The sequence below is a fragment of the Granulicella rosea genome, from assembly GCF_900188085.1.
GTDB classification, from domain to species: Bacteria; Acidobacteriota; Terriglobia; order Terriglobales; family Acidobacteriaceae; genus Edaphobacter; species Edaphobacter rosea.
The window spans coordinates 20946-43820 of record NZ_FZOU01000006.1 but is presented as its reverse complement, the minus strand read 5'-3'; the positions used below and the strand labels follow the sequence as shown (position 1 = coordinate 43820).

Here is a 22875-nt window from a genome sequence, read left to right as displayed (position 1 = left end):
GGAACAGGGATGAGGGACTTTTTCTTACAGACACCGGAATCTCAAACGAGAATAAGCAACAACAAGAGCCAATACGGGGGTCCTTCGCTCCGCTCAGGATGACGGACATCTTTGGCAGGACCTCTGCCATAGCTCGGTGGTCAACAGGCCGCCGAGGAACAGCCTCTGCGCGACGCGGGTGAGGCCGGCGCTCGCGAGCGCGCGTTCGTGAGCCGGCAACTGCGTGACCCGCAGGCCGGTGAGGATGCGGAAGGCCAGATACAGGCCTCGGACCAGCAGACGCGCGGGCCAGCGCATCGGGCCCGCGGGTGGAATGCGGAAGTCGGAGACGAGCCACAGGCCTCCCTCGTTCAGCGAAGGGACGAGTGTCGCGGTAAGCTGTTCGACCTGCGGCTGGGTGAGGCAGTCGAGGAAGAAATGCGTGGCGATGAGGTCGTACTGCGTCTTCGGCTGGAAGGTGAGGGCGTCCTGCCGGAAGAGGTGCAGGCGGTTCTCGTCGCTGCGGCAACGGAAGCGGAGTTGCGCCAGCATCTTCGCGCTGGTGTCGACGGCGTCGGCCTCGAGCTGCGAGTTTTGCCGAAGGAGCTTCGCGAGGAAGCGGCCGTCACCGTCGCCGACGGCAAGGACTTTTCTTGCATGGGTCAATCGCGGCAGGTAGTGCTCGCGCGTCCGTTCGAGCGCCCGGCCCAGGGTCAGGCGTTCGAGCGTGCGGTAGGGCTTCGCGACTGGATCGAAGTTTACGGACATGCTGTCATTGGGATGCAGCCGACGGCATCCGGCTGAGCGCGTAGAGCGAGACCAGGCTGATCACGCCGCTGCCGACGATATACAGCGCCGGCGCCAGGTTGCTGCCGGTGATCGCGATCAGCCAGCCGAAGATCGCCGGGGCGAAGCCGCCGAAGGCCAGGATGCCCAGGCTATAGCCGAACGAGATGCCGATGCCGCGCGTGTGCGGCGGAAAGATGCGCGCGAACAGCACCATCATCGGCGCGGAGTAGATGCAGCGGACGAGCGTGATGATCGATTCGCCGATGAGCAGGCGTGTCGCGGAAGGCGTCGTCGTGATGTAGCGGAAGACCGGCCAGATGATCGCCGTATGGAGCGCCGCGGTCACGGTCATGACGCGGATAAGGCCGAAGCGGTCCGCAATGCGGCTGGCCGCGAGCACGACGACGATGCTCAGCGTGCCGGCCAGCAGGGTCGACGTGTAGCCGACCCACTCCGGCAGGCGCAGCGCCTTCATCGCATAGGTGGGCAGGTAGTTCAGGAAGTAGGCGCCGGCGGTATTCATCGCGACGATGCCGACGAGAACCAGCAGTTGCCGCCAGTGCTGCGTCACCAGCGCGAGAAGCGGCGAGCGCAGGGGTTCGATGGCGAGGAAGTCCGGCGTCTCGACAAGGTTCCTGCGCAGATAAAGCCCGAGCGGCCCGACCAGCAGGCCGAAGGCGAACGGCGTGCGCCAGCCCCAGGTGTCGAGCTGGTGCGGCGTCAGCCGCGTGGTCAGGATGAGGCCCGCGAGCGCGGCGGTGACGACGGCCGTATTCTGGCTGACGTACTGGAAGGCCGCGTAGAAGGTGCGTTTTTCGGGCGGCGCGTGCTCGACCATGAAGGTGGTCGAGCTGCCGACCTCGCCGCCGACGGCGAAGCCCTGCAGCAGCCGCGAGAGCGCGATCCCCACCGGGCCCAGAATGCCGATGGCCGCGTAGGTGGGCATCAGCGTCATCATCGCCGTGCCCAGCATCATCAGGCTGAGCGAGAGCATCAGCGAGGCCTTGCGGCCGTGCTTGTCGGTGTACGCCCCAAGCACCACGCTGCCCAGCGGACGCGCCACGTAGGCGAGGCCGAAGGTCATGAAGGTCAGCAGGTAGCTGACGGCCTCATCGTGCGTGGGGAAGAAGAGCTTCGCGATGACCGGCGCGAAGTAGGCGTAGACGAGCACGTCGAAGAACTCCAGCCCGTTGCCGATGTTGGCCGCGATAAGGACCGAGCTGGAGACGGCTTTGTGCTGGCTGGCGATGCGGCTCCCCTTGGCTTGGTGTCGATTGTTGCCAAGGTATCACGGGCCTTAGTACATCAAGGGAATATCGGACATCCGCCGGGCCTGCTCGGCGCGGGACCGCTCGATGTTCGCTTCGCGCAGGGCTCCGCCGAGGCAGCAGAGGATCGCGACGCCCATCTTGAGGCCGAACCGGCAGAAGCGGTCCCTGTCGTATGGGATCGTCACCTGGAAGTAGGCCGCAAGGCCGAAGTAGACGACCAGGGCTGCGCCCATCGCGTAGGCCGCGAACTTTGGACGGTGCAGCGCGGCGGCGGCGAGGCAGAGCGAAAGCACGCCCAGCGCCTGCGTGGCCACGACCGGATCATGCGCGGCGTTGGGGCCGGGCAGGTATGCGATGACGCCGCACAGGATGAGGGATAGGACGATGGACCAGCCGATGTAGAACAACCTCATGATGTTCGCTCTCCTGAATCTCCGCTGAGATAGCTGCTTGAGAGCCGATCTTATGGGGGTGCGCGCTTCGACCGGATACATCGAAGGTCGCATGCAGGCGCCCGAATGGGGGATCGCTATCCAAAATGGGACAGAAGGAGTAGAAGCGGCGTCAACAGGGCAAGATCGGCGGCGGCGCGCAGGATCGTGGGATCGAGGCGCGCTCGCAGACGATGCAGCGTGAGCAGGGCGAGTGCGCTCAGCGCGCAGGCGGCGGGCAAGCGCCAGATGGCTGGTTCCAGCGTTGCAAGCAGCGCTCCCGCGATGGCGAGGGCCGGGGTCAGCAGGGGCAGGAGGTTCAGCGCGAAGCGGGTGGTGGGGTGTGGGTTGCCGCCGCTGCTTCGAGCAAAATGCAGGAAGCCTTCGCTCCGCTCGGGATGGCGTGCTTTCGCCTTGGGGCCGGAGTGCTCCCAGGCGTAGATGTAGAGGCAGTTCAGGCTGCAGAGAGCGGAGAAGAGGATCGCCGGGGCAAGCAGCGCGGGACGCTCCGCGGGCAGGCGCGAGACGGTCGGGATGAAGGTCGCGGCGGCGAAGAATGGGCCGACGGCCAGCTCCTTCGGCAGGCGGCGGCTGCCGCTCGAGATGTGGATGATGAGGAACCAGGCGACCAGCAGCGCGCCTTCGATCAGGTAGAGCCGCAGCGCCTCGGCGGGCAGCCGCAGCAGCAAGGGCGTCAGCGCCAGCGAGCAGAGCGCGATGCCCGCGAGAAACGCCGGGCGATGGCGATGGTGGAAGTGGTGGCGTGGCTCCAGCTCTTCGTGTTTCGCGAGTGGAAGAGCATTGAGAATGCGCGCGTCCAGCAGGCGGTCCGCGGCGTAGAGGATCCAGACCGCGAACGCCATGGCCGCGAGCGACTCCCACGGCAGGCGCAGGTGGCAGGCTCGCGCGATGAACCATGTCCAGAGCGTCGCGACCGTGGGGGCGTCGAGCGAGAGCAGGTGCCAGAGGACGATGGGGTTCGGGGCGCGACGCTCTGTCGATGTGCGCAGCCGCGGCGTGGATAGGGAGGATGCCACGCTCTCATTTTACGGGCTGCATCTTGAGCGGCGATGGTGGGACGAATAAACAACAGATCCTCTTCGAGGATGACAAACAAGAAAGCTCAGGCCGCGACGGCGGAAAATTGTGGGTGAGAAAACGCGCCGGCAGTGTTACGGTTATCGGCATGAGAACGAGAACGACGCGTGTTTTGTGTGGTTTGACGGTGCTGGCGCTGGCGGGCGCGCCGGGTGTGCGGGCGGGTGAGGCGGCGGTCGATCTAGCAACGCTGACCTCGGCGCAGGCCTCGGGCGGGTTGAAGGAGGCGCTGACCAACGGCATCTCGGCGGCGGTGGCCTCGACCGGCCATGCGGGTGGGTACTACGACAATCCGCTTATCAAGATCGTGATGCCGGAGAAGCTGCAGCGCGTCGAGAAGGTGATGCGTTCGGCGGGGATGGGGCCGAAGGTGGACGAGTTCGTCCACGGCATGAACGCGGCGGCCGAGCAGGCTGCGCCCCTGGCGAAGCCGATCCTGATGAACGCGCTGAAGTCGATGACGATCGAGGATGCGAAGGGCATCGTCGCGGGCGGACGGACGTCCGGCACCGACTACTTCAAACGCACCAGCTCGACCGAGGTAGGCGACGCCTTCAAACCGGTCGTGGACAAGTCCATGGCGAAGGTGGGTGTGACGGAGCAGTTTCAATCGCTGATGGCCAGCGCCCCGCCGATCCCGTTCGTGAAGACTCCAACCATCGACATCAACGCCTATGTGCTCGAGAAGGCGGTCGACGGGCTCTTCGTGGTGATGGGCCAGGAAGAGACGAAGATTCGGACCAATCCCGGCGCGCAGGTGACGCCGCTGTTGAAGACGGTGTTTGGGCGTTAGCGGGCCTTGCTCGCGATGGCCGTCTTCGTGCCTGCATGCAGGCCTTCGTAGCCGGCGTGGAGCAGGGCGCCGGCTTCGTTGTCTTCGCCGAGCTCCCAGATCATGAGGCCGCCCATGCCGTTGGCGACGGCGTAGCGCGCCTTGGCCGCGACGGAGGTCGCGTCGTCGTAGGTCCAGAAGACATCGCCGTCGAAGAGCCAGGGCGCCTGCGACTCGGGGTCGCGGTAGACGGTGGAGTCGGCGATCTTGGCCTCGATCTCGCGGTAGGAGCGGTCGCCGCGGATGGGTTCGCCCTCCTGGAAAAGGCCGTTGTTGTCCTCGGGAACCAGCCGCCAGCCGTATCCGTAGAACGGCACGCCGACGAGAAGTTTTTGCGGCGGCACGCCCGCACGCAGGTATCCCGCGACGGAGCGGCTGACGGTGCCCGAACCCACGTCGCCCGAGAGCGCGGAGACGAACCCTGTCCGCTTCACCCACGGGCCGGTGAAGTCGTAGGTCATCATGCCCATCTGGTCGACGAGGCCGGCGACTGCGCCCATGTCCGCGCCGCCCATCATGCGCGGGCTGGGGCCTACGGCGACGTTCAGCAGCAGGCCCGGCCTTGCGGCGTCCATCTGCCGGCGGAACTCGCGCAGCAGCTCGATGTAGTTGGCCGCATCCTCTTCGTGGGGAAACTCCCAGTCGATGTCGATGCCGTCGAAGAGCGAACCGAGGCTGACGCCCGGAGCGACCGCGCCCTTGATCCAGAGGTCGACGCAGCTCTGGACGAAGGCTGCCCGCGCCTCGGGCTGCGCGTCCGCGGCGAAGTCCGCCGCCCGGCCTTCGAGCGAGATGACGAGCTTCAGCCGGGGATAGCGGCGCTTCAGCTTGATCATCTGGTTGAGGCTGCCGCGCAGAGGCTGGGTGGGCGTGTCGGCGATGCCATCGACGCTCTGCGCCGCCGGGAAGGTGTAGTTGGTGTCCGCGTTCGCGTCGGCGACCGAGCAGCGACCGTTGGTGACGAAGCCTTGCGCATAGTTCACCTGGTCGAGCAGGCTGGCGCGGTCGGCGAGGTTCTTCACGGTGTACTGCGGCGTGTTGTACAGGCCCCACTGGGGGAAGTAGCCGGTCAGCAGTGGCTGTCGATTCTGGGCTGCCGCGCCGGTGGCGATGGCGCCAAGCATCAGGGCCAGTCGAACGAGAGTGCGTGGCGCGAAAAACTTCATGCCTTGTAAGACGCGTCTGGGTGGGCGAACGATCCCGCGATACAGGGCAAAGGTTGGAATCTGCAGCGGATTTTCACGTGCCATGAAACGAGACGGGGAGTGAGCGGAGCAGATGAACTCCAGGTATCCTGGCCCTCGCCGACGACACCAGCCTCAAATGCTTGTCATCCTGAGCTTAGCGAAGGATCTGCTTTGGCTTTTGTCGGTGTTTGTTCTTGCGTGAGGATGATGAGCGATCCGCTCCGGATGGCGCGGACGTGTTATCGCCGGTCCGGGCGAAAAGCAGATCCTTCGGCTGCGCTGCGCTCCGCTCAGGATGACAGATTTGTGCATGGAAAGACGGCATACCGGCGGAGACCTTTCCTATTCCTCGTCCCTACTCTCTGCTCCCCTTCGCCCACAAGGCCGGATCGATATCCGGGAAGATGCCGTCGCGCAGTTGGATGGCATCGAGGCGGCTGTGCTGGTGTTCGTTCAGCTCGCCGGCGGCCTCGTAGGCCTCCCAGATGGCTTTGAGTTCGAGGAACTGCTCGTTGTGGGTGAGGAAGCGCAGCTCGGCGTAGTCGCGTGCGGCGCCGGTGGTGATGAGGAACTGCCAGTCGCTCGATTCGAGCAGCAGCAGCTCGCGGCAGAGCTGCTGGGCGATGCGCGTGCCCAGCTCGGTCCGCTTCCAGTGGCCGCCGGTTGCGAGTTCGCGGACGTAGAGTTCGGCCGGGTAGATGTGAGTGTAGGTCCAGCTTGTCTCGGGGTTCAGCCAGACCTGATTGTTGCCCTCGGCGCCCCAGGAGCCCTCGTGCATCGCGATCGACGCGGTCGGCGGGTACATCTTCAGATAGGCCGCGGCGGAGATAAGCTGCGGACCGTCGGCGTTATCATGCAGCAGGCGAGCGACCGCCTCGAGCCAGAGCGGACCCTCGAACCACCAGTGGCCGAAGAGTTCGGCGTCGAAGGGCGCGCAGAGGATCGGCGGCAGAGAGTCTTTCGGCGCGGCGTGGAGCGCGTCCTGCACCAGCGCGGCGAAGTGCGCGGCATGCGCGTGGACGCGGCCTTCGGCCTCGTGCGGGTAGTAGGGCTCCTTGTTGCCCATATCGACGCGCGCGCCGGTGACGCGCCAGTAGCGATGCCCGCCGGGCCAGCGCTTCTTGTGGAAGTCGACGTAGTTGCCGTCGCCGGGGTAGCCGTGCTCGCCGGACCAGACCTGCAGGCCGGTGCGAGGGTCGCGCGGGAAGATGGCGGTCGGAGGCAGCTTGCCGTCGGCGCCTTCGTAGATGCCGGCGGCGTACCAGGGCCGGTAGAGCGAGCGCTGCTCCTGCACCGGCTTCGCCGGCTTGCGGCGCATCGCCATGACGCCCGAGCGCAGCTCATAGGGCGAGGCGATGGCCTCGGAGTCTTCGACCAGATGGGTGTCGACGAAGAAGAACTTGAGGTGGGATTCAGACAGCGCCTGTTCGACGCCGATGCGCTCGAAGGCCGGGGCGATGGGCGTGCCGTCCTGGTTCTGGACCGGGTAGCTCCACAGTCCGGCGGGGCGGTAGCCGCACTCCGGCGCCCAGATGCCGGTGGGGTGCTGGCCGATGTGGCGGATATGCGTGTCGACGGCGGTGCGGATCTGCGCGCGGACGCTCTCGTCGGTGCCCAGCAGAGGCAGGTAGCCATGCGTCGCGGCGCAGGTGATGATGTCGATCAGGCCCGCCTCGTGAAAGCGCCGGAACCCGGAGACGATGTTGCCGCCAAGCGCTTGGAAGTCCTCGAGCGCCTGGGTGAAGAAGCGATGCCAGAAGCGGGCGGTCTCGGCAAAGTGCATCTCGCCGGATTGCAGAAAAAAGGCCTCGTCCTCGCGCGCGGCTACGATCTTGCGACCGACGTAGTTGGGGAACTCGGTCATGAAGACCGGATGGGTGAGCTGCTCGAGCAGGACCGGCGAGATGTTCAGATTGCAGTGCAGGCCGATGCCGTCGCGCTCGAGGCGTCCGAGGACGCGAAGCAGCGGCAGATAGGTCTCGGCGGCAGCCTCGTGCAGCCACTCCATGCCATGCGGCCACGTGCCGTGATTGACCACGTACGGCAGATGAGCATGCAGGGTAAAGGTAAGAAAACCTGCCGAGTTCAGGGACGACCGAGCGGACACGCGCACCTCTTGCTTCCTAGCGTAACTGGATAAAGAATAAAGATGCGGATGTAGGGGAGAAAGTTTGCCTGAAAAGGGAATAGGAAGGGAGGGGTAGGGAGTGGAGGCGCATGCCACACACATTCCCTATCCCCGTTTCCTGGTCCTTGATTTTTAGTGCTGGTGCAGCCCCTCGTCGTTCGCCCGCGGCGCACCCGCCGGGACGCGGAGGCTGATGGGGCTGGTGAGGTTGAAGCGGACGAGCGATTCAGACGGGATCTGCACCTGCTGTCCGCGCGTGACGGCGCTCGAACCCGCGCCCACGCCGCCGCCAGCCGCCGCGCCGATGGCCGCGCCCTTGCCGCCGCCGAAGATGCCGCCGAGGATCGCGCCTGCTCCGGCGCCGATGCCGGTCTTGATGGCGGTGCTTTCGCCGCGTCCCTTGCCCTTGACCGAGTAGGGTTCGACCGCGAGCGGGACGCGCTCTCCCTTCTTGTTCAACGTGGTGAGCGAGACGGTGAGGAGCGAGCTGCCCTTGAAGTGCGCGGCCTCCTGGACCGCGTCGACATGGCCGGTGACGGTAGTGCCCTGTGGGATGGCGACGACGCCGTCCACGATGATGTCGGTCGCGACCGCGCCGGTGAAGCTGTCGCCCTGCTGGGTGGTGGCGCTGTCGAGCGTCTGCGTGATGCGAATGGGCAGGACGCTGCCGGCGGTCAGGGTGACGTTGCGGAACTCAGGCTTCGGCGGCGGTGGGGGCGCGGGCTTCTCGACCGGCATGGGCGGCAGCGGCGGCGGTGGCAGCGGCTCGGGGATGTTGTTCTGGGCGCGTTCGATCGGCGCGGGCTTGTGCGGCAGCGGCTTCGGCTCGACGACAATCTGCTTCTTCGGCGCGACCGGGATGACGGCGACGGGCGCGGGCGGCGGCGCGGTCTCGGTGACCGACGGCGCGGGGGCGCCCGCCGGAACGGGTACGGCCTGCACGGTCAGGTTGTTGACGACCTGCTTGACGCCGTTGACCGAGGTCGCGTCGCGCACGACGAGCTCGCGCTGGGCGTCGTTCGAGACCGAGCCGCTGAGCGTGGCGACGCCGGCGACGACCGAGGCCTGGATGGGCTGGCCTGCGACGGCCTGGTCGTCGGCGATGCGCGTCTGGAGCTGGCTGCTGAGGGTGGCGTCGTCGACGGCGGGCTTGGCCTTGCAGCCGGCCAGCGGAAGCGAAAGCAAAAGGGCGGCCGAGAGGACGGCCTGGGGAGCGAGAGGAAATTTGAAGTCGGACATGCGTCGCCTTTCAGTACTGCAACTTGCGAGTACCACACGATCTTACTCACACCATTGGACGCATTGGATGAGCGGCAGGGTTTTGTATTTTGATTCTGTCTGCCGGGAACGAGATGATCCTGCAGGCAAGGGCAACGGCGGCCATGGCGCTGGCATCCCTTACATACAGACAACGCAAAGGTGTGCGGGTCGAAAGCTATCGGGATATTCGGCGCGGTACGGAGTAGGATTGAGCGAGGCGGAAGCCTCCACAACATTTGCTGGACAGGAGAACGAGCGATGGCTGATCAAGAGAATGGCACGAGTGGTCTGGGTTGGTTTCTGGCAGGTCTCGGCTTCGGCGCGCTGATTGGCGTGCTGTACGCGCCTAAATCGGGCAAGGAGACCCGCGAGGAGCTGATCTCCGGCGCTCTCGATGCGAAGGAAAAGGCTTCGGCCTATGCGATCGAGCAGAAGGAAAAGGCGGCGGCGCTCGCGCAGCAGGGTATCGACAAGGCCAACGAACTGGTCGCGCAGGGTAAGCAGCAGGCTGCGGATTATGTCGACAAGGGCAAGGACTTCTACGAGAAGGGCCGCACCCAATGGTCGGAGTATGTGGAAAAGGGCAAGGGCCTGGTGCAGACCCAGCAGGAGGCCGTTGCGGCCGCGATCGACGCCGGCAAAGAGGCGTATGTGAATACGACCGCCGAGAACCAGGGCTAAGTTTCATCCGGTTGCAATGCGAGCAGGGGCGGGCCATTCCGGTTCGCCCCTGTCGTCTGTACGGTATGCTTTCGTAATAATTGAGGGGATGGCTGCGATGGTGACGATGGGTGCGGGGCAGGCGTTGAGTCTGGCGATGTGGGTGGATGGACCGGATGCGCTGAGTTCCAGCCATGCGCAGTTGTTGATGGTCTTTATCGGTCTGGCTGCGTTCGCGCTGGTCGCCCAGGCCTGCGTCTTCATCGCGATGGCTGTTGGCGCCATGAAGACGCAGAAGCGCGTGACCGCGATCATGGAAGAGGTCCGCGCGGTGGCGATGCCGCTGATGCACAAGTCGCACGGTCTGCTGGACGACCTGACGCCGACGGTGAAGGAGATCGTCGGCAAGGTGCATGAGATCAGCGCGAACGTGGAAGAGATCAGCGGCGTGGTGAAGGAGAAGCTGCACGAGATCGAGCCGACCGTGACGGCCGTGAACGCAACCGTCGCCGACACCAACCGCAGGACGCAGGCGCAGGTGGCGAAGGTCGACGGCATGGTGACCTCCGCGCTCGACGCGACGGCCGCCATGGCGTCGACCGTGCATGACAGCATTCGCGGACCGGTGCGCGAGGTCGCGGGGATTCTGAACGGGTTGCGGGTTGGGTTTGAGACGCTCTTGAAGAACGCGAAGGGTGGCTTCAGTGGGTTTGGCGGCTTTGGCGGCGGTTCGCCGCGTCCGGCCTCCGCCCCGGCGCCGCCGGTCGTGACGGTGACGCCGGTGAAGGCGTACGAGCCGGTCGTGCCGGGCGGCCCGGCGCCCGATGCGGCTCCGGCTGCCGCTGCGGAGGTTCGCAATGAGATGAGCTTCTCGGCGTATCGCGCGGCGATGCAGGCGAAGCGGCGGGATCTGGATTTGTAAGGTTTGTGCGGACTCGAGCGAACAGCAGATTCCCTGCGGGAATGACAAACAAAAAAGAAACGGTGGAGGCGATCATCTCGTCTCCACCGTTCCTTCTTAGATGATCCAGCCCCCGCCTACAACCTCGTCGCCCTGGTAGAAGATCGCCGCCTGACCGGGCGTGATGGCGCGCTGCGGCTCGTCGAAGAGCGCGATGGCCGTTCCGTCGGGGCCGGGCCGTAGCGTGGCGGGCTGGGGTTCGTGGCGATGGCGAATCTTCGCCTGCACGCGGATCGGCTCGGTCAGCTCGGGGATGGAGATCCAGTTCAACCGGTCGGCGCGCAGGTCTCGCGAGAGCAGGTCGGCGTCTGAGCCAACCATGACCTGGTGGCTGTCCGGGTGGATGTTCATTACGTAGAGCGGGTTGGGGCTGGTGAGGCCGAGCCCCTTACGCTGGCCGACGGTGAAGTTGTGGATCCCCGTATGCCTGCCGATCACCTCGCCTGTGGTCGAGACCAGTTCGCCGGAGCTGTCCGGCATCGCCTCGCCCTGCTCGTCCAGATACGCCTTCAGGAAGACCTGGTAGTCGCCTCCGGGGATGAAGCAGATCTCCTGCGAGTCGGCCTTGGTCGCGACGTTCAGCCCGGCCTCGGACGCCATCTGGCGCACGGCGGGCTTCTGCATCTCGCCCAGCGGAAAGAGCGTGTGCGCGAGCTGGTGCTGGGTGAGGCCGAAGAGGAAGTAGGTCTGGTCCTTCGCCTTGTCCTCCGGCCGCGAGAGAATCCAGCGGCCGCGAGCGGGGTCATAGTGATTGCGCGCGTAGTGGCCGGTGGCGATGCGGTCCGCACCGATCTGCTGCGCGGTCAGCAGAAGCTGATCGAACTTCAGGTGGTTGTTGCAGAGCGTGCAGGGGATCGGCGTGCGCCCGGCGAGGTACTCGCTGACAAAAGGCTTGACGACGTCGGCCTCGAAGCGGTCTTGTTGATTGACGAGGTAGTAGGGGATGCCGATCTGCTCGGCCACGCGGCGCGCATCGTAGACGTCGTCGATCGAGCAGCAGCGGCCCTGCACGGATTCGGGCATACCCTCGTGCCCGGCGAGGCGGCGCTGATTCCAAAGCTGCAGGGTCAGGCCGACCAGCTCGTAGCCCTGCGCGTGCAACAGCGCTGCGACGGCGGAGGAGTCCACGCCGCCGGACATGGCCACGGCGATGGTGTTGTTGCCCGGATTGTCGGCGGCCTGCGTCATCCCTTCTATTTTCGCAGAACTTAGTGGATGCGCGCGGGTTTACTGTAGAACCGGGCCCCCAGACAGACATCCAGACAGAGCATATCGAGGCAAAGAACGCCTATGCCGACACCGCAGGCCCAAATGAAAGGCGTGGACATTGCTCCGCGCACCTTGCTGCTGGCCCTGCTGCTGGCTATCGCGCTGTTCTACGGCAATCTGGCGAAAGAATCGTATACGGACGACTTTCGCGCATTCTATGTCGCGTCCATGGCGACGCACGACCACCTCGATCCCTATGTCAATCACGTCGATCTGGATGAAAAGTACGCCGACGCGTTGTGGGTGCGGAAGGACAGCCGGTTTATCTATCCGCCGAGCGCGCTGCTGTTCTTCGCGCCGCTGCGGTTGATCTCGTACAAGTGGTCGAAGACCGCGTTCGGCGTGGCGATGACGCTCTCCATGGTGGGCGTGCTGCTGCTGCTCTACCGGCGCTATCCGTCGCAGATGTTTGTGCTTCCGGCGCTGTTTATCAGCCTGCCGATGTTCATGTGCATCGACAACGGGCAGATCGACCCGCTGATTCTGCTGCTGGCGCTGGCTGCGTTCTATCTGGAGGATGGCGTTGCGGCGGGGGCGTGCCTGGGGATTGCCATCGCGATCAAGTTCTCGCCCGGCCTGCTGCTGCTCTGGTTCGTGGCGGACCGGCGCTGGCGGACGGTCGCGTGGAGCGTCGCGGTGAGCGGCGGTCTGGAGCTGGCGGCTCTGGCGCGCTGGGGTTCGGGCTACTTCCGGGAGTTTCTGCACGACGTCCTGCATCACGCGGATGCCATGCCGCCGGTCCTCGAACATGTCTTTTCCAGGTTGAAGATGGTGGGTAACGAGGTGCTCGTCTCGCCGGAAGGCGTCTTTGCCTATCAACACGATATCGGTGGATACCGGCAAAATCCGCTGCGCTACCTGGGCCACGCGGGTGGTGCGCTGGGGATTGGGCTGGCGCTGGGTTTTCTGGTGTGGATGCGCGCCAGCCGCCGGGGCCGGGGGCTGCGTCCGGAGCAGAGCTTCTTTCTCTTCCTGGTCGTCGCCCTGCTGGCCAACCCGCTGCTGTGGGCGATGGGGCTGGTCGCATGCTTTCCGCTGATCGTGCTGCTGGTGGATAGCTCGGATACGCCGAATCTGTCGTCGATGATCCTGGTGGTGCCGTTTCTGCTGACGAAGCAGGTGGTCGGCGAGCAGAACTTTCTGTTGTGGCTGGTCTGCGCGGGATACTGCCTGTGGCGGAGCGGCTGGCTGCGGCAGCCCGGTCTAGCTCTGGTCGCCGCCGAAGATCAGTGACTGGAGGCGCGGTTCGCGCAGCACGAGGCCGGCCCGTAAGTCGCTTTCAACTCTTACAAGGGACGTTTGCCGACCAAGCACATAGTTGCGCGTGCTCTTCCGGCGAAAGCGCCGCCTTCGGCACGCGCACGAAGCCCGCGGCGGGCAGCAGGAACAGGTAGCCGCCTTCGATCTCGATGCAGTGCTCGAAGGCGCTCCAGGCGTACCGGTAGGTTCGGTCGCCACCCTTCCATTCGCCGGAGATGCCGGTCTCGTCGATGTGCATGGTCTGGCGCTGCAGCAGCTTCTTCTGCTTGCGATAGCTGAGCGCGACGGCGCGACGGATGTAAAGCGCGAAGACGCCCGCCAGAAGATAAGGCAGCAGGATCAGCTCCAGCTTCGCCAGATGCGAGAGCGGCGAGAGCACGGTCGCTTCGAAGCAGAGGGTAAGGCCGACGACGGTCAGCACGCGCAGCCCGGTCGGGCTGATCCTGCGCCTGGTCGCGCCGATGGCCCTGCACACCTCCCGGTACTCCGGCAGGCTCATGCTGGCGACGATCTCGATCAATGGCCTGCTCCTCTGGGCGCCCGTGTGCAGAGTTAACGAAAAATGCGTGGAGACGGTTTCCCCTCTCCACGCATTTTGCTGCATCCGCGGCTTGCCCACAATGGATCGAATTGGTTACATCTTGCCCGCGGGCGCCTTGGGAGCGACCTCGGGCGTGGTCAACGGCTTGGTGATGTCGTCCAGATACGTGTGGTTGCCGTTCGGGACGAAGGCCGGGTAGCGCTCGCCGTCGTGATAGTGCAGGTCCGTCAGGCCGATGAAGGTATCCACCTGGGTGATGAGGTGGATGGCCTCCGTGCCGCCTTTGGCCGCCTTGATGGCGTCGTGCAGCGCGTCGGGGGTATAGGCGTTGCCGTTGACGGCGATGATCTTCGTGCCGGGCGCGAGCTTGGCGACGTCCGCCGGGCCGCTCCAGAGCACGTCGCCGATCACGCCATCGCCCGAGACGGTGAGGCCGAGCGAGTACCAGAAGCTGCCGCTGGAGCGACGGCTGCTGGCCGCGGCCAGGGTCTTCGCGGCGTCGTTGGGCTTGTCGTTGAAGACCAGCTTGTAGCCGCCGCGCTCGATGCCGTCGAGGTCGGCGTGCGGGTTGGGCACGTCGATATGCTCGTGGATGAAGGTCGCCCAGTCGTACGGCATCACCTGGTTCAGATCCTTGATGAGCTCTTCGCGGTTATAGGTCACGATGAGCGGGCCGGTATTGCCGCCCTTGCCGAGGAAGATCTTCTGGAAGTCGTCGAGCGTCTTCTTGTTGTCGGTCGACTTGCGGATGAGCGTGTCGACGTCGAGCCAGAAGAGCTCGCCCTCCTGGTAGTAGTCCTGCCCGCGCTTCCAATTGGACCACGCCGGGCTGCCGCCGCGCAGGATGCTGGCGGCGATGGCGGTGTCTTCGGTCGAACGCCACTGGCGTCCGCGCTTGTAGTCCAGTTGCGCGGCCGAGAGCGCGAGGATATCGCGGTACTGCGAAGCGGACTTCAGCCCGGAGCGCGCGGCGAGCACGTTGCCCAGGTACTGCGTCATGCCCTCGTAGACCCACAGCAGCGAGCCTTCCTGCATCTGCTCGAAGTCCGGCTTGTAGAGGTTGTAGGGGCGGCGGTACTTGCCGTTCCAGGAGTGGGTGAACTCGTGCGCCAGCAGGTCGGATTCGCCCAACTGATGGACGTTGTCCGCGAAGCCGCGCTCGCCGATGCCGTTATCCGAAGACTGGCCGTGCTCCAGACCCTCGCCGCCGGCGATGTCCGAGAGCGTCAGCAGGAAGTGGTAGACGTTGTAGTGGCGCGATCCGTAGATGGCGCCGGTCTCGCGGACGAGGTTCGAGACCTCGGCCAACACCTCGGGGCGCAGGTTCGAGTCCTCGGGTGCGTCGGAGACGACGTCGATGTAGTGCTTCGGCGTCACCTCGGGCGCGAGCGGGAACTCGTGGAAGTACTGGCCGGAGATGACGGGCGAATCCTCGAGCTGCTCGACGGTGGTGGCGGCGTAGTGGGTGGTCTGGGCGCCGGGCGTGGGACCATGCTGGCCCTCGTCCACGCCGGTGACGGGCGGCGGCGCGCCGGTTCCGGTGGGCGTCAGCGCGGTGCCGATGCCCCAGCCCGCGGGTACGGTCACGTTCGGCTGGATGGCGATGTCCTTGACCGGGGTCTTCGCCGGGTAGAGCAGCAGCTTCTCCCACTCGAGCACGGCCATCTTGCTGGTGGCGCGGCTGGTCACGATGCAGTCCAGGTGCGCGTGCAGCGTGGTGACGCCCTTGGGCACGGTGACGTGGAAGCTGTAGAGGTCCTTGTCGTCGCGGCGCCAGGGCAGAACCTTGCCGTCGGCGGTGAAGACGACGCCGGTGATGTCGTCGACCGGGCCGGTCTGGCGGTGGTTGCCGGGAATCCACGCCGGCGTGGTGAGCTGGACGGAACCGGCGGTGACGGGGATGTCGATCTCAGCGTGGTAGAGCTTGCGCGAGGCCTCCGAGAGGTCCGCCGTGATGGTGATCGGAGTCTTCTGGGCGGCTGCGGAGGCGGCGAAGAGCGCGGTGGCGCCAAGCGCGAGGAAGAGAAACCTGGACATGAGGCGAGCTCTTTTCTGGAAGATTCTTGAAATAGTTGGAGATAATCTGTCAGGCTGCGCTACGCCTTCAGGCAACATGCACACGAGGCAGGGACGCATCATGATCTTGAAACTCTTCACGAGCAACTTTCTCCACCATCGTGTGAAAAGCTTCGTCGAATTCTCTGCGGTCAGCCCATGCAGGACTGAGGTCCACAAGCTCTTTGCCTTCGGAGACAGGGATTTGCTTTAAGTCTCGAAGCGCCTTGATGCAGTCGATCTTGTTCAGTCCAAGATGGCGCATGGCCTGCAGAGAGCTGTCCGTCACACCGTCACGAAGAATCTGCTCGACTTCGGATGCGAGTTCCGGGGACATCGGCTTTACTGGGCGGATATTCATCAGAGACTCCTCGTAAGCACGATTATATTCCCGCGCCGCTTCTTGCCGACGCGGTGATAGGAGACCGTCAGCGCCTCGAAGCCGGCCTCCTTTGCCTGAACTCGGATCAGACGCAGGATTTCAAGCGTTTGACGAACTCCGAGAACAAGCCGGTCCTGGTCCGACTCCGGGAAAAAGAGGAACTCGTCCAATACAAGGTGCGAACCCAGTACATGTGTCTCGGCAAAGACGCGTACCGGACCCACATCCGTATCGAAGACGCAGTCGAAGTCCTCCCCATCGGCAAACATCAGGCCGGCGGCAGATTCGCTTCGATGGCTGCGACGATGGCGGGGTCGGTCGGGACCATGTCCGGCGCGAAGCGCGCGATGATCAGGCCGTCGCGGTTGACGAGGAACTTCTCGAAGTTCCAGGTCAACTCGGGCACGTCGCGGACGGTCAGACCATAGCCGCGCAGCTTGTCCTTGAAGCCGGGGTCGCCGATCTTCGCGACCGGCTGGGCGGCGGTGAGCGTCGCGTAGATGGGCGACTTGTCCGGTCCGGTGGCGACGACCTTCTCGAACATGGGGAAGCTGACGTTGAAACGGGTCTGGCAGAAGGTCTGAATCTCTTCGCTCGTGCCTGGCTCCTGTCCGGCGAAGTCGTTGGCCGGGAAGCCGAGAACCTCGAAGCCGGAGTCCTTGTAGGTGTTGTAGAGCGTCTCCAGGCCCTCGTACTGCGGGGTGAGGCCGCACTTCGAGGCGGTGTTGACGATCAGCAGCACGCGGCCCTTGTAGGGCGCGAGAGTCGTCGGCTCGCCGGCGAGGGTGTGAACGGGGATTTCAAACAGGTTTGCCATGCTGTGAGGGTATATGAGGTTTCCGGGCTTTTCCAGCGCGGGTTTGACGCTGCGAAAACCCGCATATCCCAAAACTCATAAAGATGTCCTAAAGGCCGGAAGGATGCAGAGTATTCAAAATCTCCTGTTATAACGCGGGGCTTGACAGGGTAGTATTTAGATCGATATGGCGATTCAAGACGTACTTTTTGGCAAACCGCTGGCTACCAGCGAAGAGCGTGGCGAGCACATTGGCATTGCCGCTGGAATTCCGATCTTCGGGCTCGACGCCCTGACCTCCGCCGCATACGGCCCCGAAGCGGCGATGACGCTGCTGATTCCACTGGGCGCAGCGCTGGGCACAAGCTATATCGTACCGATCATTTCAGCGATTCTCATCCTGCTGGTGATCGTGTTCTTCAGCTACCGGCAGACCATCGCCGCGTATCCGTCGGGCGGCGGCAGCTACACGGTTGCGTCGGAGAACCTGGGCGAGGGCGCGGGTCTGGTGGCCGCGGCTGCGCTGATGATCGACTACATTCTGACGGCCGCGGTGGGCATCTCGGCCGGCGTCACGGCGTTGACCTCCGCCGTGCCTGCGCTTGCGCCTCACACGCTGCTGCTCTGCCTATTGATCCTGGCAATTCTGGCGACGGTGAATATGCGCGGCGTCAAGGACACGGGCGCGGCGTTCATTCTGCCGACCTTCCTCTTCATCGGCACGCTGCTGATTCTGATCGGCGTCGGCGTCTTCAAAACCTTCGCGGCGCACGGTCATCCTGTTCCCATGGCCGCGATGCCGGGAGAGATTCCGCAGACCGTGAAGACGCTCGGCTGGATCATGCTGCTCAAGGCGTTCTCCAGCGGTTGCGCCGCCATGACGGGCGTCGAGGCCGTCTCGAACGGCGTCATGGCCTTTGGCGAGCCGCGCGCGAAGAAGGCGCAGATCACCCTGACGATCATCGTCATGATCCTGATCGTGCTGCTCTACGGCACGGCATGGCTGGCGCGCAGCTACGGCATCATGGCCATGGAGCCGGAAGATCCGCACTATCAGAGCCTGCTCAGCCTGCTGGTCACGGCGGTCTTCGGACGTGGCTGGTTCTACTACACGACCATGGGCAGTGTGTTGCTGGCGCTGGCGCTCTCGGCCAACACCGCCTTCGCGGACTTTCCGCGTCTGACGCGCGCCATCGCGCTGCACGATTACCTGCCGCACGTCTTCATCCTGCGCGGACGCCGGCTGCTCTTCTCGCATGGCATCTACGCGCTGACTGGCTTCACGGCGCTCATCCTGATCATCTTCGACGGCGTCACCGACAAGCTGATTCCGCTGTACGCGATCGGCGCGTTCCTGGCGTTTACGCTTTCGCAGGCCGGCATGGTGATGCACTGGCATAAAGAAAAGGGGGAACCCGGCCATCCGCACTCCGGCGCGGGCCGCCTTTGGCATATGTTCGTCAACGGCGTGGGCGCGCTGGCGACCGGCATCACGACGTTGGTGGTGCTGGCGTCGAAGTTCATGGCCGGCGCGTGGGTGACGGCGCTGCTGATCCCGACGCTGATCCTGCTGATGCATCTGGTCAAGCGCCACTATACGCGCGTCGCGGGCGAGATGTCGGACCGTTCGCCGCTGAATTTGAATGGGTTGGAGCAGCCGATCGTGGTCATCCCGATGGCGCGCTGGGACCGGATCACGGAGAAGGCGCTGCGCTTCGGCATCCTGCTCTCGCAGGAGATCAAGGTCGTCCACATTCATAGCGAAGAGGGAGAAGAGACCATCGACGAGGTGTGGGAGGAGATGATCATGGGGCCAATCCGCGAAAAGGGAATGGCGGCGCCGGAGCTGGTGACGATCCAGTCCACCTACCGGATGATCATCGGACCGCTGATGGACTACATCCTCGATGTCGAGAAAAAGCACCCCGGCCGCAAGGTCGCCGTGCTGCTGCCGGAGATGGTGGTGCGCCACTGGTGGGAGAATCTGCTGCACAACCAGCGCGTGCAACTGCTGAAGCTGTTCTTGCTGGTGCGCGGCAATCAGCGCATCGTGGTGGTCAATATTCCGTGGTATCTGTAAGAAGCGATGCTTGAAACCCCACTGATGCGGCATGTGGAACGGTCGGGCTTCTACCGGCCATCCTCTCTGATCCACCTGTTTATCGGTGGGTCAGAGTTGCATGGGGCGAAGGTTGGCGCGACGGACGACCTCGACCTCTACGGCGTGTATGTTGCCGAGCCGGAGGATGTGCTGGGACTCGACCCACTGGCCCACTTCGTGTGGTCGACGGCGAGCGACGACCGCCGCAACGGCCCCGACGACGTCGATCTGACGCTCTACTCTCTGCACAAGTGGGCAGCGATGGCGGCCAAGGGCAATGCGACGGCGTTGCACTTCCTGTTTGCGGATGCCACAGCGGTGAGTCTGCCAGTCTGGGGCGGGGTGCAGGATCAGGCGCAGGCGTTTCTGTCGAAGGCCTCCGCGACGCAGTTTCTCGGCTTCGCAGGCAACCAGCTTCGCCGTCTCACCGGGGAGACAGGTCCGGGTAAAAAGGGGACGCGGCCGGAATACGAGTGCGCTTACGGCTATGACACTAAGGCCGCCATGCACTGCCTGCGACTCTACTTCGAGTGCATCGAGCTAATGGAGGCAGGCCGCATCAGCCTGCCGAGACCGGAGATGGAGCTTCTCGTCGAGGTGCGTACGGGTGCGTGGACGATGGAGCGATTTCTGGCCGAGGCAGAGAGCCTGCGACTCAGGGCAGAGGCTTCGGCGCTGGCTTCATCTCTGCCGGACGCAGTGGATCGTCCCGCGATATCAAGGCTACTTGCAGAGGTACACCTCGCATTCTGGCGCGGTGAAGATCGGAGTGCCACCTTATGCCTCTGAGCGACTACTTCTCCCTTACGCGCGTCATCAACCTGGCAGACCGCAAGGACCGGTACGGGGAGATCGAGCAGCAGCTCAAGCTGCTGGGCATGCCGTTTGCGCCGGGTAAGGTCGAGGTCTTCGCGGCTCAGCGGCCTACCGAGGCGGCGGGTTTTCCGGGCATCGGGGTCTATGGCTGCTTTCTCTCGCATCTCGCGATTTTGAAGGATGCGCGCGACCGCGGGGTCGAGAGCGTGCTAGTGATCGAGGATGACCTGGAGGTCGGCGCCGAGGACCGGGCGCGGTTGGTGGAACTGATGGAGCGGTCCAAGGATGCGCGGTGGGGCGTGCTGCATCTTGGGCATATTCAGGAGCTGCCGCCGGTCGATGAGCCGCGGCTGATCCCGTTCGACGGGCCGGTGCAGACGGCGCATCTCTATGCGATTCACCGCGACGTGCTGCCGCCGCTGATCGAGTATCTCGAAGGCTGCCTGGTTCGGCCGCCGGGGGATCCCGTAGGCGGGCCGATGCACTACGACGGCGCGCTGACGATGTTTCGCGCGGCCAATCCGTCGGTCGTGACGCTGATCGCGCAGCCCAGCCTGGGCGGGCAGCGCAGCTCGCGCAGCGATATCACGACGCGTCCGCTGGATAAGGTGCCCGGGGTGAAGCAGGCACTGGCTGTACTGCGGAAGTTGAAGCGGGCGTTGGGTTAGGTTTACGTCCCACCCTTCGCAAAGGCGCGAAGGATGGGGCACCCGAGCATTACTGCCTCTTCGAGCGAACAGCAGATTCTCTTCGGGAATGACAAAAAATCAGGCGAAGGCTTCGGCTAGCAATGTGTAGCTGCGCAGGCGCGCCTCGTGGTCGTGGACGATGGTGTTGACCACCAGCTCGCGCAGGTGCAGCGCCTCGGACATCTTCAACAGTGCGGCCTTCACAACGTCGGGTGTGCCGGCGACGTAGCGCGGGAACTCGCCCGGCTCGGCCTGCTGGGGATAGTTCGGCAGCTCGCGCAGCGCGTCCTCGGGTGAGGCGATGGGGCTGCGGTCGCCCTGGCGGATGCGGAGCTGCAGGAGCTTCACGCTGGAATACAGGCGGTCGGCCTCGGCCTGGGTCTCGGCGCAGATGACGCCGACGGCGGCCATGGACTCGGGCGCGGTGCGGATGTGGTCGCCGAGCGCGCCATTCGGGGTGAACTCGTGCCGGTACTGCTGGAGCGCTGCGCGGGTAGGTTCGGGCGAGAAGAAGTGCGCGAAGGCGTAGGGGAGGCCGAACTCGGCTGCGGTCGAGGCGGACCACATGCTCGACCCGAGCAGCCAGATGTCGGGCGAGCCGGGCATCTCGGGCGAGACCTTGATGCGGCTGAACGGGTGCGCGGCGGGGAACTCGTGGTTGAGGAAGGCCAGCAGCTCGGAGAGCTGGTCGAGGAAGTCGTCCGTCTGCGGCACGTTGCGGTTGCGGCGCAGCGCCGTGGCTTCCACTGGCCCTCCGCCGGGCGCGCGGCCGATGCCCAGATCGACGCGGCCGGGGTAGAGCGCGTGCAGGGTGCGAAAGCTCTCGGCGACCTTCAGCGGGGTGTAGTGCGGCAGCATGATGCCGCCGGAGCCGATGCGAATGGTGCTCGTCTCGCCGCCGATGCGGGCGAGGACGATCTCGGGCGCGGAACAGGCGAGCGTGTCCATGGCATGGTGCTCGGACATCCAGAAGCGATTAAATCCAAGCGATTCAACATGTTGCGCGAGCGAGATGGAGTTGCGCAAAGCCTGCGCGGGCGTGCTGCCGGCGGGCACTGGAGATTGGTCGAGCACGGAGAGGCGAAGTTTGCTCACCGCCATTGGATGTCGGGCGGGCGAGGTTCGACGCAGGCGTTGAAGGAGAGGCTTCTATGCGACCTTTTCAGCACGCCACGTCGGGGAGAGCCTGCGAAGCCGCTCCACCGCGGCTGGGACGAGCGACAGGGCGAAGTCGATCTCCTCTTCGGTCGTCAGCTTCGAGAGCGAGAAGCGGATGCTGGCGCGGGCTCTCGCCGGGCTGAGGCCCATCGCGGTGAGGACGTGCGAGGGCTCGGTCGCGCCGGACTGGCAGGCGCTGCCGCCCGAGACCGATAAGCCCTTCAGGTCGAGCGCGATCACCAGCGCCTCGGCCTCGACGTGGTCGAAGTAGAGGTTGGTGGTGTTGGCGACGCGCTCCGTGCCTGCGCCGTTCACGCCGGATTCGGGAACCTCGCGGAGGATGGTCTGTTCGAGGCGGTCGCGGAGCGCCGTCAATCTTTCGACCCCTTCGGACGCAAGCCACGTCTCGGCCAGCTCGGCGGCTTTGCCCAGGGCTACGATTCCGGGGAGATTCTCGGTGCCGGCGCGGCGCTGGCGCTCGTGCGTGCCGCCGTGGAAGAGCGGGGCCAGACGCACGCTGCGGCGGACGAAGAGGATACCCGTGCCCTGCGGCGCGTACATCTTGTGTCCGGCGATGGAGAGCAGGTCGACGTCCTTCAGCGCGGTCTTCAGGTCGAGCGGCAGCTTGCCCGCGGCCTGCACGGCGTCGGTGTGGAAGAGCGCTTTTGAATGGGCCTTGGTGATCTCGGCCAGTTTTCGGATGGGCTGGATCGTGCCGGTCTCGTTGTTCGCGTAGATGATGCTGACGAGCCGTGTGTTCGGGCGCAGAGCGGCTTCGAGCGCGGCCGGTTCGATCAGTCCGGCGGGCGTGCAGGGCAGGTAGGTGACCTCGACGCCACGCTTTTCGAGCGCCTCGGCGGCGTGCAGGACGGCGTGGTGTTCGGTGGCCGTCGTGACCAGGTGATCGCCGGCAGCGAGCACACCGAAGAGCGCGAGGTTGTCGCTCTCGGTGCCGCCGGAGGTGAAGACGACCTCGGACGAGCGGCAGTGCAGCAGCCGCGCGACCTGCTCGCGGGCTTGGTCGACGGCGGCGCGGGCGCGCTGTCCCTGCTGGTGGATGGAGCTGGCGTTGCCGAACTGTTCGAGGAAGTAGGGGCGCATGGCCTCGAAGACCTCCGGCAGCAGAGGGGTCGTGGCGTTGGCGTCCATGTACACGCGGCGCATGTGTTTAGCTTACGCCTTTGGATTCGCGGTTACACAAACGCAGGTCCT

22 protein-coding genes are annotated in these 22875 nt (G+C 64.9%); 7 read left to right on the top strand and 15 right to left on the bottom strand.

Annotated elements, in window-relative coordinates; translation table 11 throughout:
* Window positions 1-93: 93 nt before the first annotated feature.
* The 4 genes from CHB87_RS15660 to CHB87_RS15645 all read right to left on the bottom strand — a co-directional run bounded on the left by CHB87_RS15660 (window position 94) and on the right by CHB87_RS15645 (window position 3507).
* Window positions 94-747, bottom strand: a complete 654-nt coding sequence (locus CHB87_RS15660) for a class I SAM-dependent methyltransferase (RefSeq protein WP_089409388.1) — start codon at window positions 745-747, stop codon at window positions 94-96.
* A 4-nt stretch (window positions 748-751) separates the two neighbouring features.
* On the bottom strand, window positions 752-1966 hold the full coding sequence (locus CHB87_RS15655; protein WP_281252355.1) for an MFS transporter: 1215 nt from the start codon (window positions 1964-1966) through the stop codon (window positions 752-754).
* 99 nt (window positions 1967-2065) lie between these two features.
* On the bottom strand, window positions 2066-2452 hold the full coding sequence (locus CHB87_RS15650) for a hypothetical protein (RefSeq protein ID WP_142988379.1): 387 nt from the start codon (window positions 2450-2452) through the stop codon (window positions 2066-2068).
* A gap of 116 nt (window positions 2453-2568) precedes the next feature.
* The gene (locus tag CHB87_RS15645; protein ID WP_245818032.1) at window positions 2569-3507 is read right to left on the bottom strand and encodes a hypothetical protein; all 939 of its coding nucleotides are present in this window, start codon (window positions 3505-3507) and stop codon (window positions 2569-2571) included.
* Window positions 3508-3656: 149 nt separating this feature from the next.
* On the opposite strand from CHB87_RS15645, the gene CHB87_RS15640 reads away from it, so the two are divergent.
* Window positions 3657-4361 (top strand): DUF4197 domain-containing protein, encoded by a 705-nt coding sequence (locus CHB87_RS15640; protein ID WP_176441799.1) that lies wholly within the window; start codon window positions 3657-3659, stop codon window positions 4359-4361.
* Here CHB87_RS15640 and CHB87_RS15635 read toward each other — a convergent pair.
* From CHB87_RS15635 to CHB87_RS15625, 3 genes are all read right to left on the bottom strand, one after another.
* On the bottom strand, window positions 4358-5566 hold the full coding sequence (locus CHB87_RS15635; RefSeq protein WP_176441798.1) for a glycoside hydrolase family 18 protein: 1209 nt from the start codon (window positions 5564-5566) through the stop codon (window positions 4358-4360). The two genes, CHB87_RS15640 and CHB87_RS15635, sit on opposite strands and share 4 nt — an antisense overlap.
* Window positions 5567-5942: 376 nt before the next feature.
* On the bottom strand, window positions 5943-7700 hold the full coding sequence (locus CHB87_RS15630; protein ID WP_245818031.1) for a 1,4-alpha-glucan branching protein domain-containing protein: 1758 nt from the start codon (window positions 7698-7700) through the stop codon (window positions 5943-5945).
* 147 nt (window positions 7701-7847) lie between these two features.
* Window positions 7848-8954 (bottom strand): BON domain-containing protein, encoded by a 1107-nt coding sequence (locus CHB87_RS15625; protein WP_089409383.1) that lies wholly within the window; start codon window positions 8952-8954, stop codon window positions 7848-7850.
* A gap of 279 nt (window positions 8955-9233) precedes the next feature.
* Here CHB87_RS15625 and CHB87_RS15620 point away from each other — a divergent pair, with 279 nt between their 5' ends.
* Both CHB87_RS15620 and CHB87_RS15615 read left to right on the top strand, forming a co-directional pair.
* The gene (locus tag CHB87_RS15620; protein WP_089409382.1) at window positions 9234-9656 is read left to right on the top strand and encodes a YtxH domain-containing protein; all 423 of its coding nucleotides are present in this window, start codon (window positions 9234-9236) and stop codon (window positions 9654-9656) included.
* A 97-nt stretch (window positions 9657-9753) separates the two neighbouring features.
* Complete coding sequence (locus CHB87_RS15615) at window positions 9754-10557, top strand: hypothetical protein (RefSeq protein ID WP_142988378.1); 804 nt, start codon at window positions 9754-9756, stop codon at window positions 10555-10557.
* Between the two features lie 96 nt (window positions 10558-10653).
* On the opposite strand, the gene mnmA is transcribed toward CHB87_RS15615, so the two are convergent.
* Window positions 10654-11784 carry a tRNA 2-thiouridine(34) synthase MnmA gene (gene mnmA, locus CHB87_RS15610; protein WP_089409380.1) on the bottom strand — a complete coding sequence of 377 codons (1131 nt, stop codon included), beginning with the start codon at window positions 11782-11784 and terminating at the stop codon, window positions 10654-10656.
* A gap of 102 nt (window positions 11785-11886) precedes the next feature.
* Between mnmA and CHB87_RS15605 the strand changes: the two genes are divergently transcribed.
* Window positions 11887-13098 (top strand): glycosyltransferase family 87 protein, encoded by a 1212-nt coding sequence (locus tag CHB87_RS15605; protein ID WP_089409379.1) that lies wholly within the window; start codon window positions 11887-11889, stop codon window positions 13096-13098.
* A gap of 46 nt (window positions 13099-13144) precedes the next feature.
* Here CHB87_RS15605 and CHB87_RS15600 read toward each other — a convergent pair whose 3' ends face one another.
* The 5 genes from CHB87_RS15600 to CHB87_RS15580 all read right to left on the bottom strand — a co-directional run bounded on the left by CHB87_RS15600 (window position 13145) and on the right by CHB87_RS15580 (window position 16920).
* The gene (locus CHB87_RS15600) at window positions 13145-13645 is read right to left on the bottom strand and encodes a YcxB family protein (protein WP_176441797.1); all 501 of its coding nucleotides are present in this window, start codon (window positions 13643-13645) and stop codon (window positions 13145-13147) included.
* 114 nt (window positions 13646-13759) lie between these two features.
* Window positions 13760-15703, bottom strand: a complete 1944-nt coding sequence (locus CHB87_RS15595; RefSeq protein ID WP_089409377.1) for a M61 family metallopeptidase — start codon at window positions 15701-15703, stop codon at window positions 13760-13762.
* A 67-nt stretch (window positions 15704-15770) separates the two neighbouring features.
* Window positions 15771-16082: a hypothetical protein gene (locus tag CHB87_RS15590; RefSeq protein ID WP_089409376.1), complete on the bottom strand. Its 312-nt coding sequence runs from the start codon at window positions 16080-16082 to the stop codon at window positions 15771-15773.
* On the bottom strand, window positions 16082-16372 hold the full coding sequence (locus tag CHB87_RS15585; RefSeq protein ID WP_089409375.1) for a hypothetical protein: 291 nt from the start codon (window positions 16370-16372) through the stop codon (window positions 16082-16084). Before CHB87_RS15585 ends, CHB87_RS15590 begins: the two co-directional genes overlap by 1 nt.
* Window positions 16372-16920, bottom strand: coding sequence for a glutathione peroxidase (locus CHB87_RS15580; protein WP_089409374.1), 549 nt, complete (start codon window positions 16918-16920; stop codon window positions 16372-16374). Before CHB87_RS15580 ends, CHB87_RS15585 begins: the two co-directional genes overlap by 1 nt.
* Window positions 16921-17086: 166 nt before the next feature.
* On the opposite strand from CHB87_RS15580, the gene CHB87_RS15575 reads away from it, so the two are divergent.
* Genes CHB87_RS15575 through CHB87_RS15565 form a run of 3 tightly spaced genes read left to right on the top strand, consistent with a single transcriptional unit; the run spans window position 17087 to window position 20484 of the window.
* Window positions 17087-18979: an APC family permease gene (locus tag CHB87_RS15575; protein WP_089409373.1), complete on the top strand. Its 1893-nt coding sequence runs from the start codon at window positions 17087-17089 to the stop codon at window positions 18977-18979.
* A gap of 6 nt (window positions 18980-18985) precedes the next feature.
* Complete coding sequence (locus CHB87_RS15570; protein WP_089409372.1) at window positions 18986-19789, top strand: DNA polymerase beta superfamily protein; 804 nt, start codon at window positions 18986-18988, stop codon at window positions 19787-19789.
* A complete protein-coding gene (locus CHB87_RS15565; protein ID WP_089409371.1) occupies window positions 19780-20484 on the top strand; it encodes a glycosyltransferase family 25 protein in 705 nt (234 codons plus the stop codon). Before CHB87_RS15570 ends, CHB87_RS15565 begins: the two co-directional genes overlap by 10 nt.
* Before the next feature lie 99 nt (window positions 20485-20583).
* On the opposite strand, the gene CHB87_RS15560 is transcribed toward CHB87_RS15565, so the two are convergent.
* Window positions 20584-21600, bottom strand: a complete 1017-nt coding sequence (locus CHB87_RS15560) for an LLM class flavin-dependent oxidoreductase (RefSeq protein WP_425432489.1) — start codon at window positions 21598-21600, stop codon at window positions 20584-20586.
* A 54-nt stretch (window positions 21601-21654) separates the two neighbouring features.
* Window positions 21655-22827, bottom strand: coding sequence for a cysteine desulfurase family protein (locus tag CHB87_RS15555; RefSeq protein WP_089409369.1), 1173 nt, complete (start codon window positions 22825-22827; stop codon window positions 21655-21657).
* Window positions 22828-22875 lie beyond the last annotated feature (48 nt).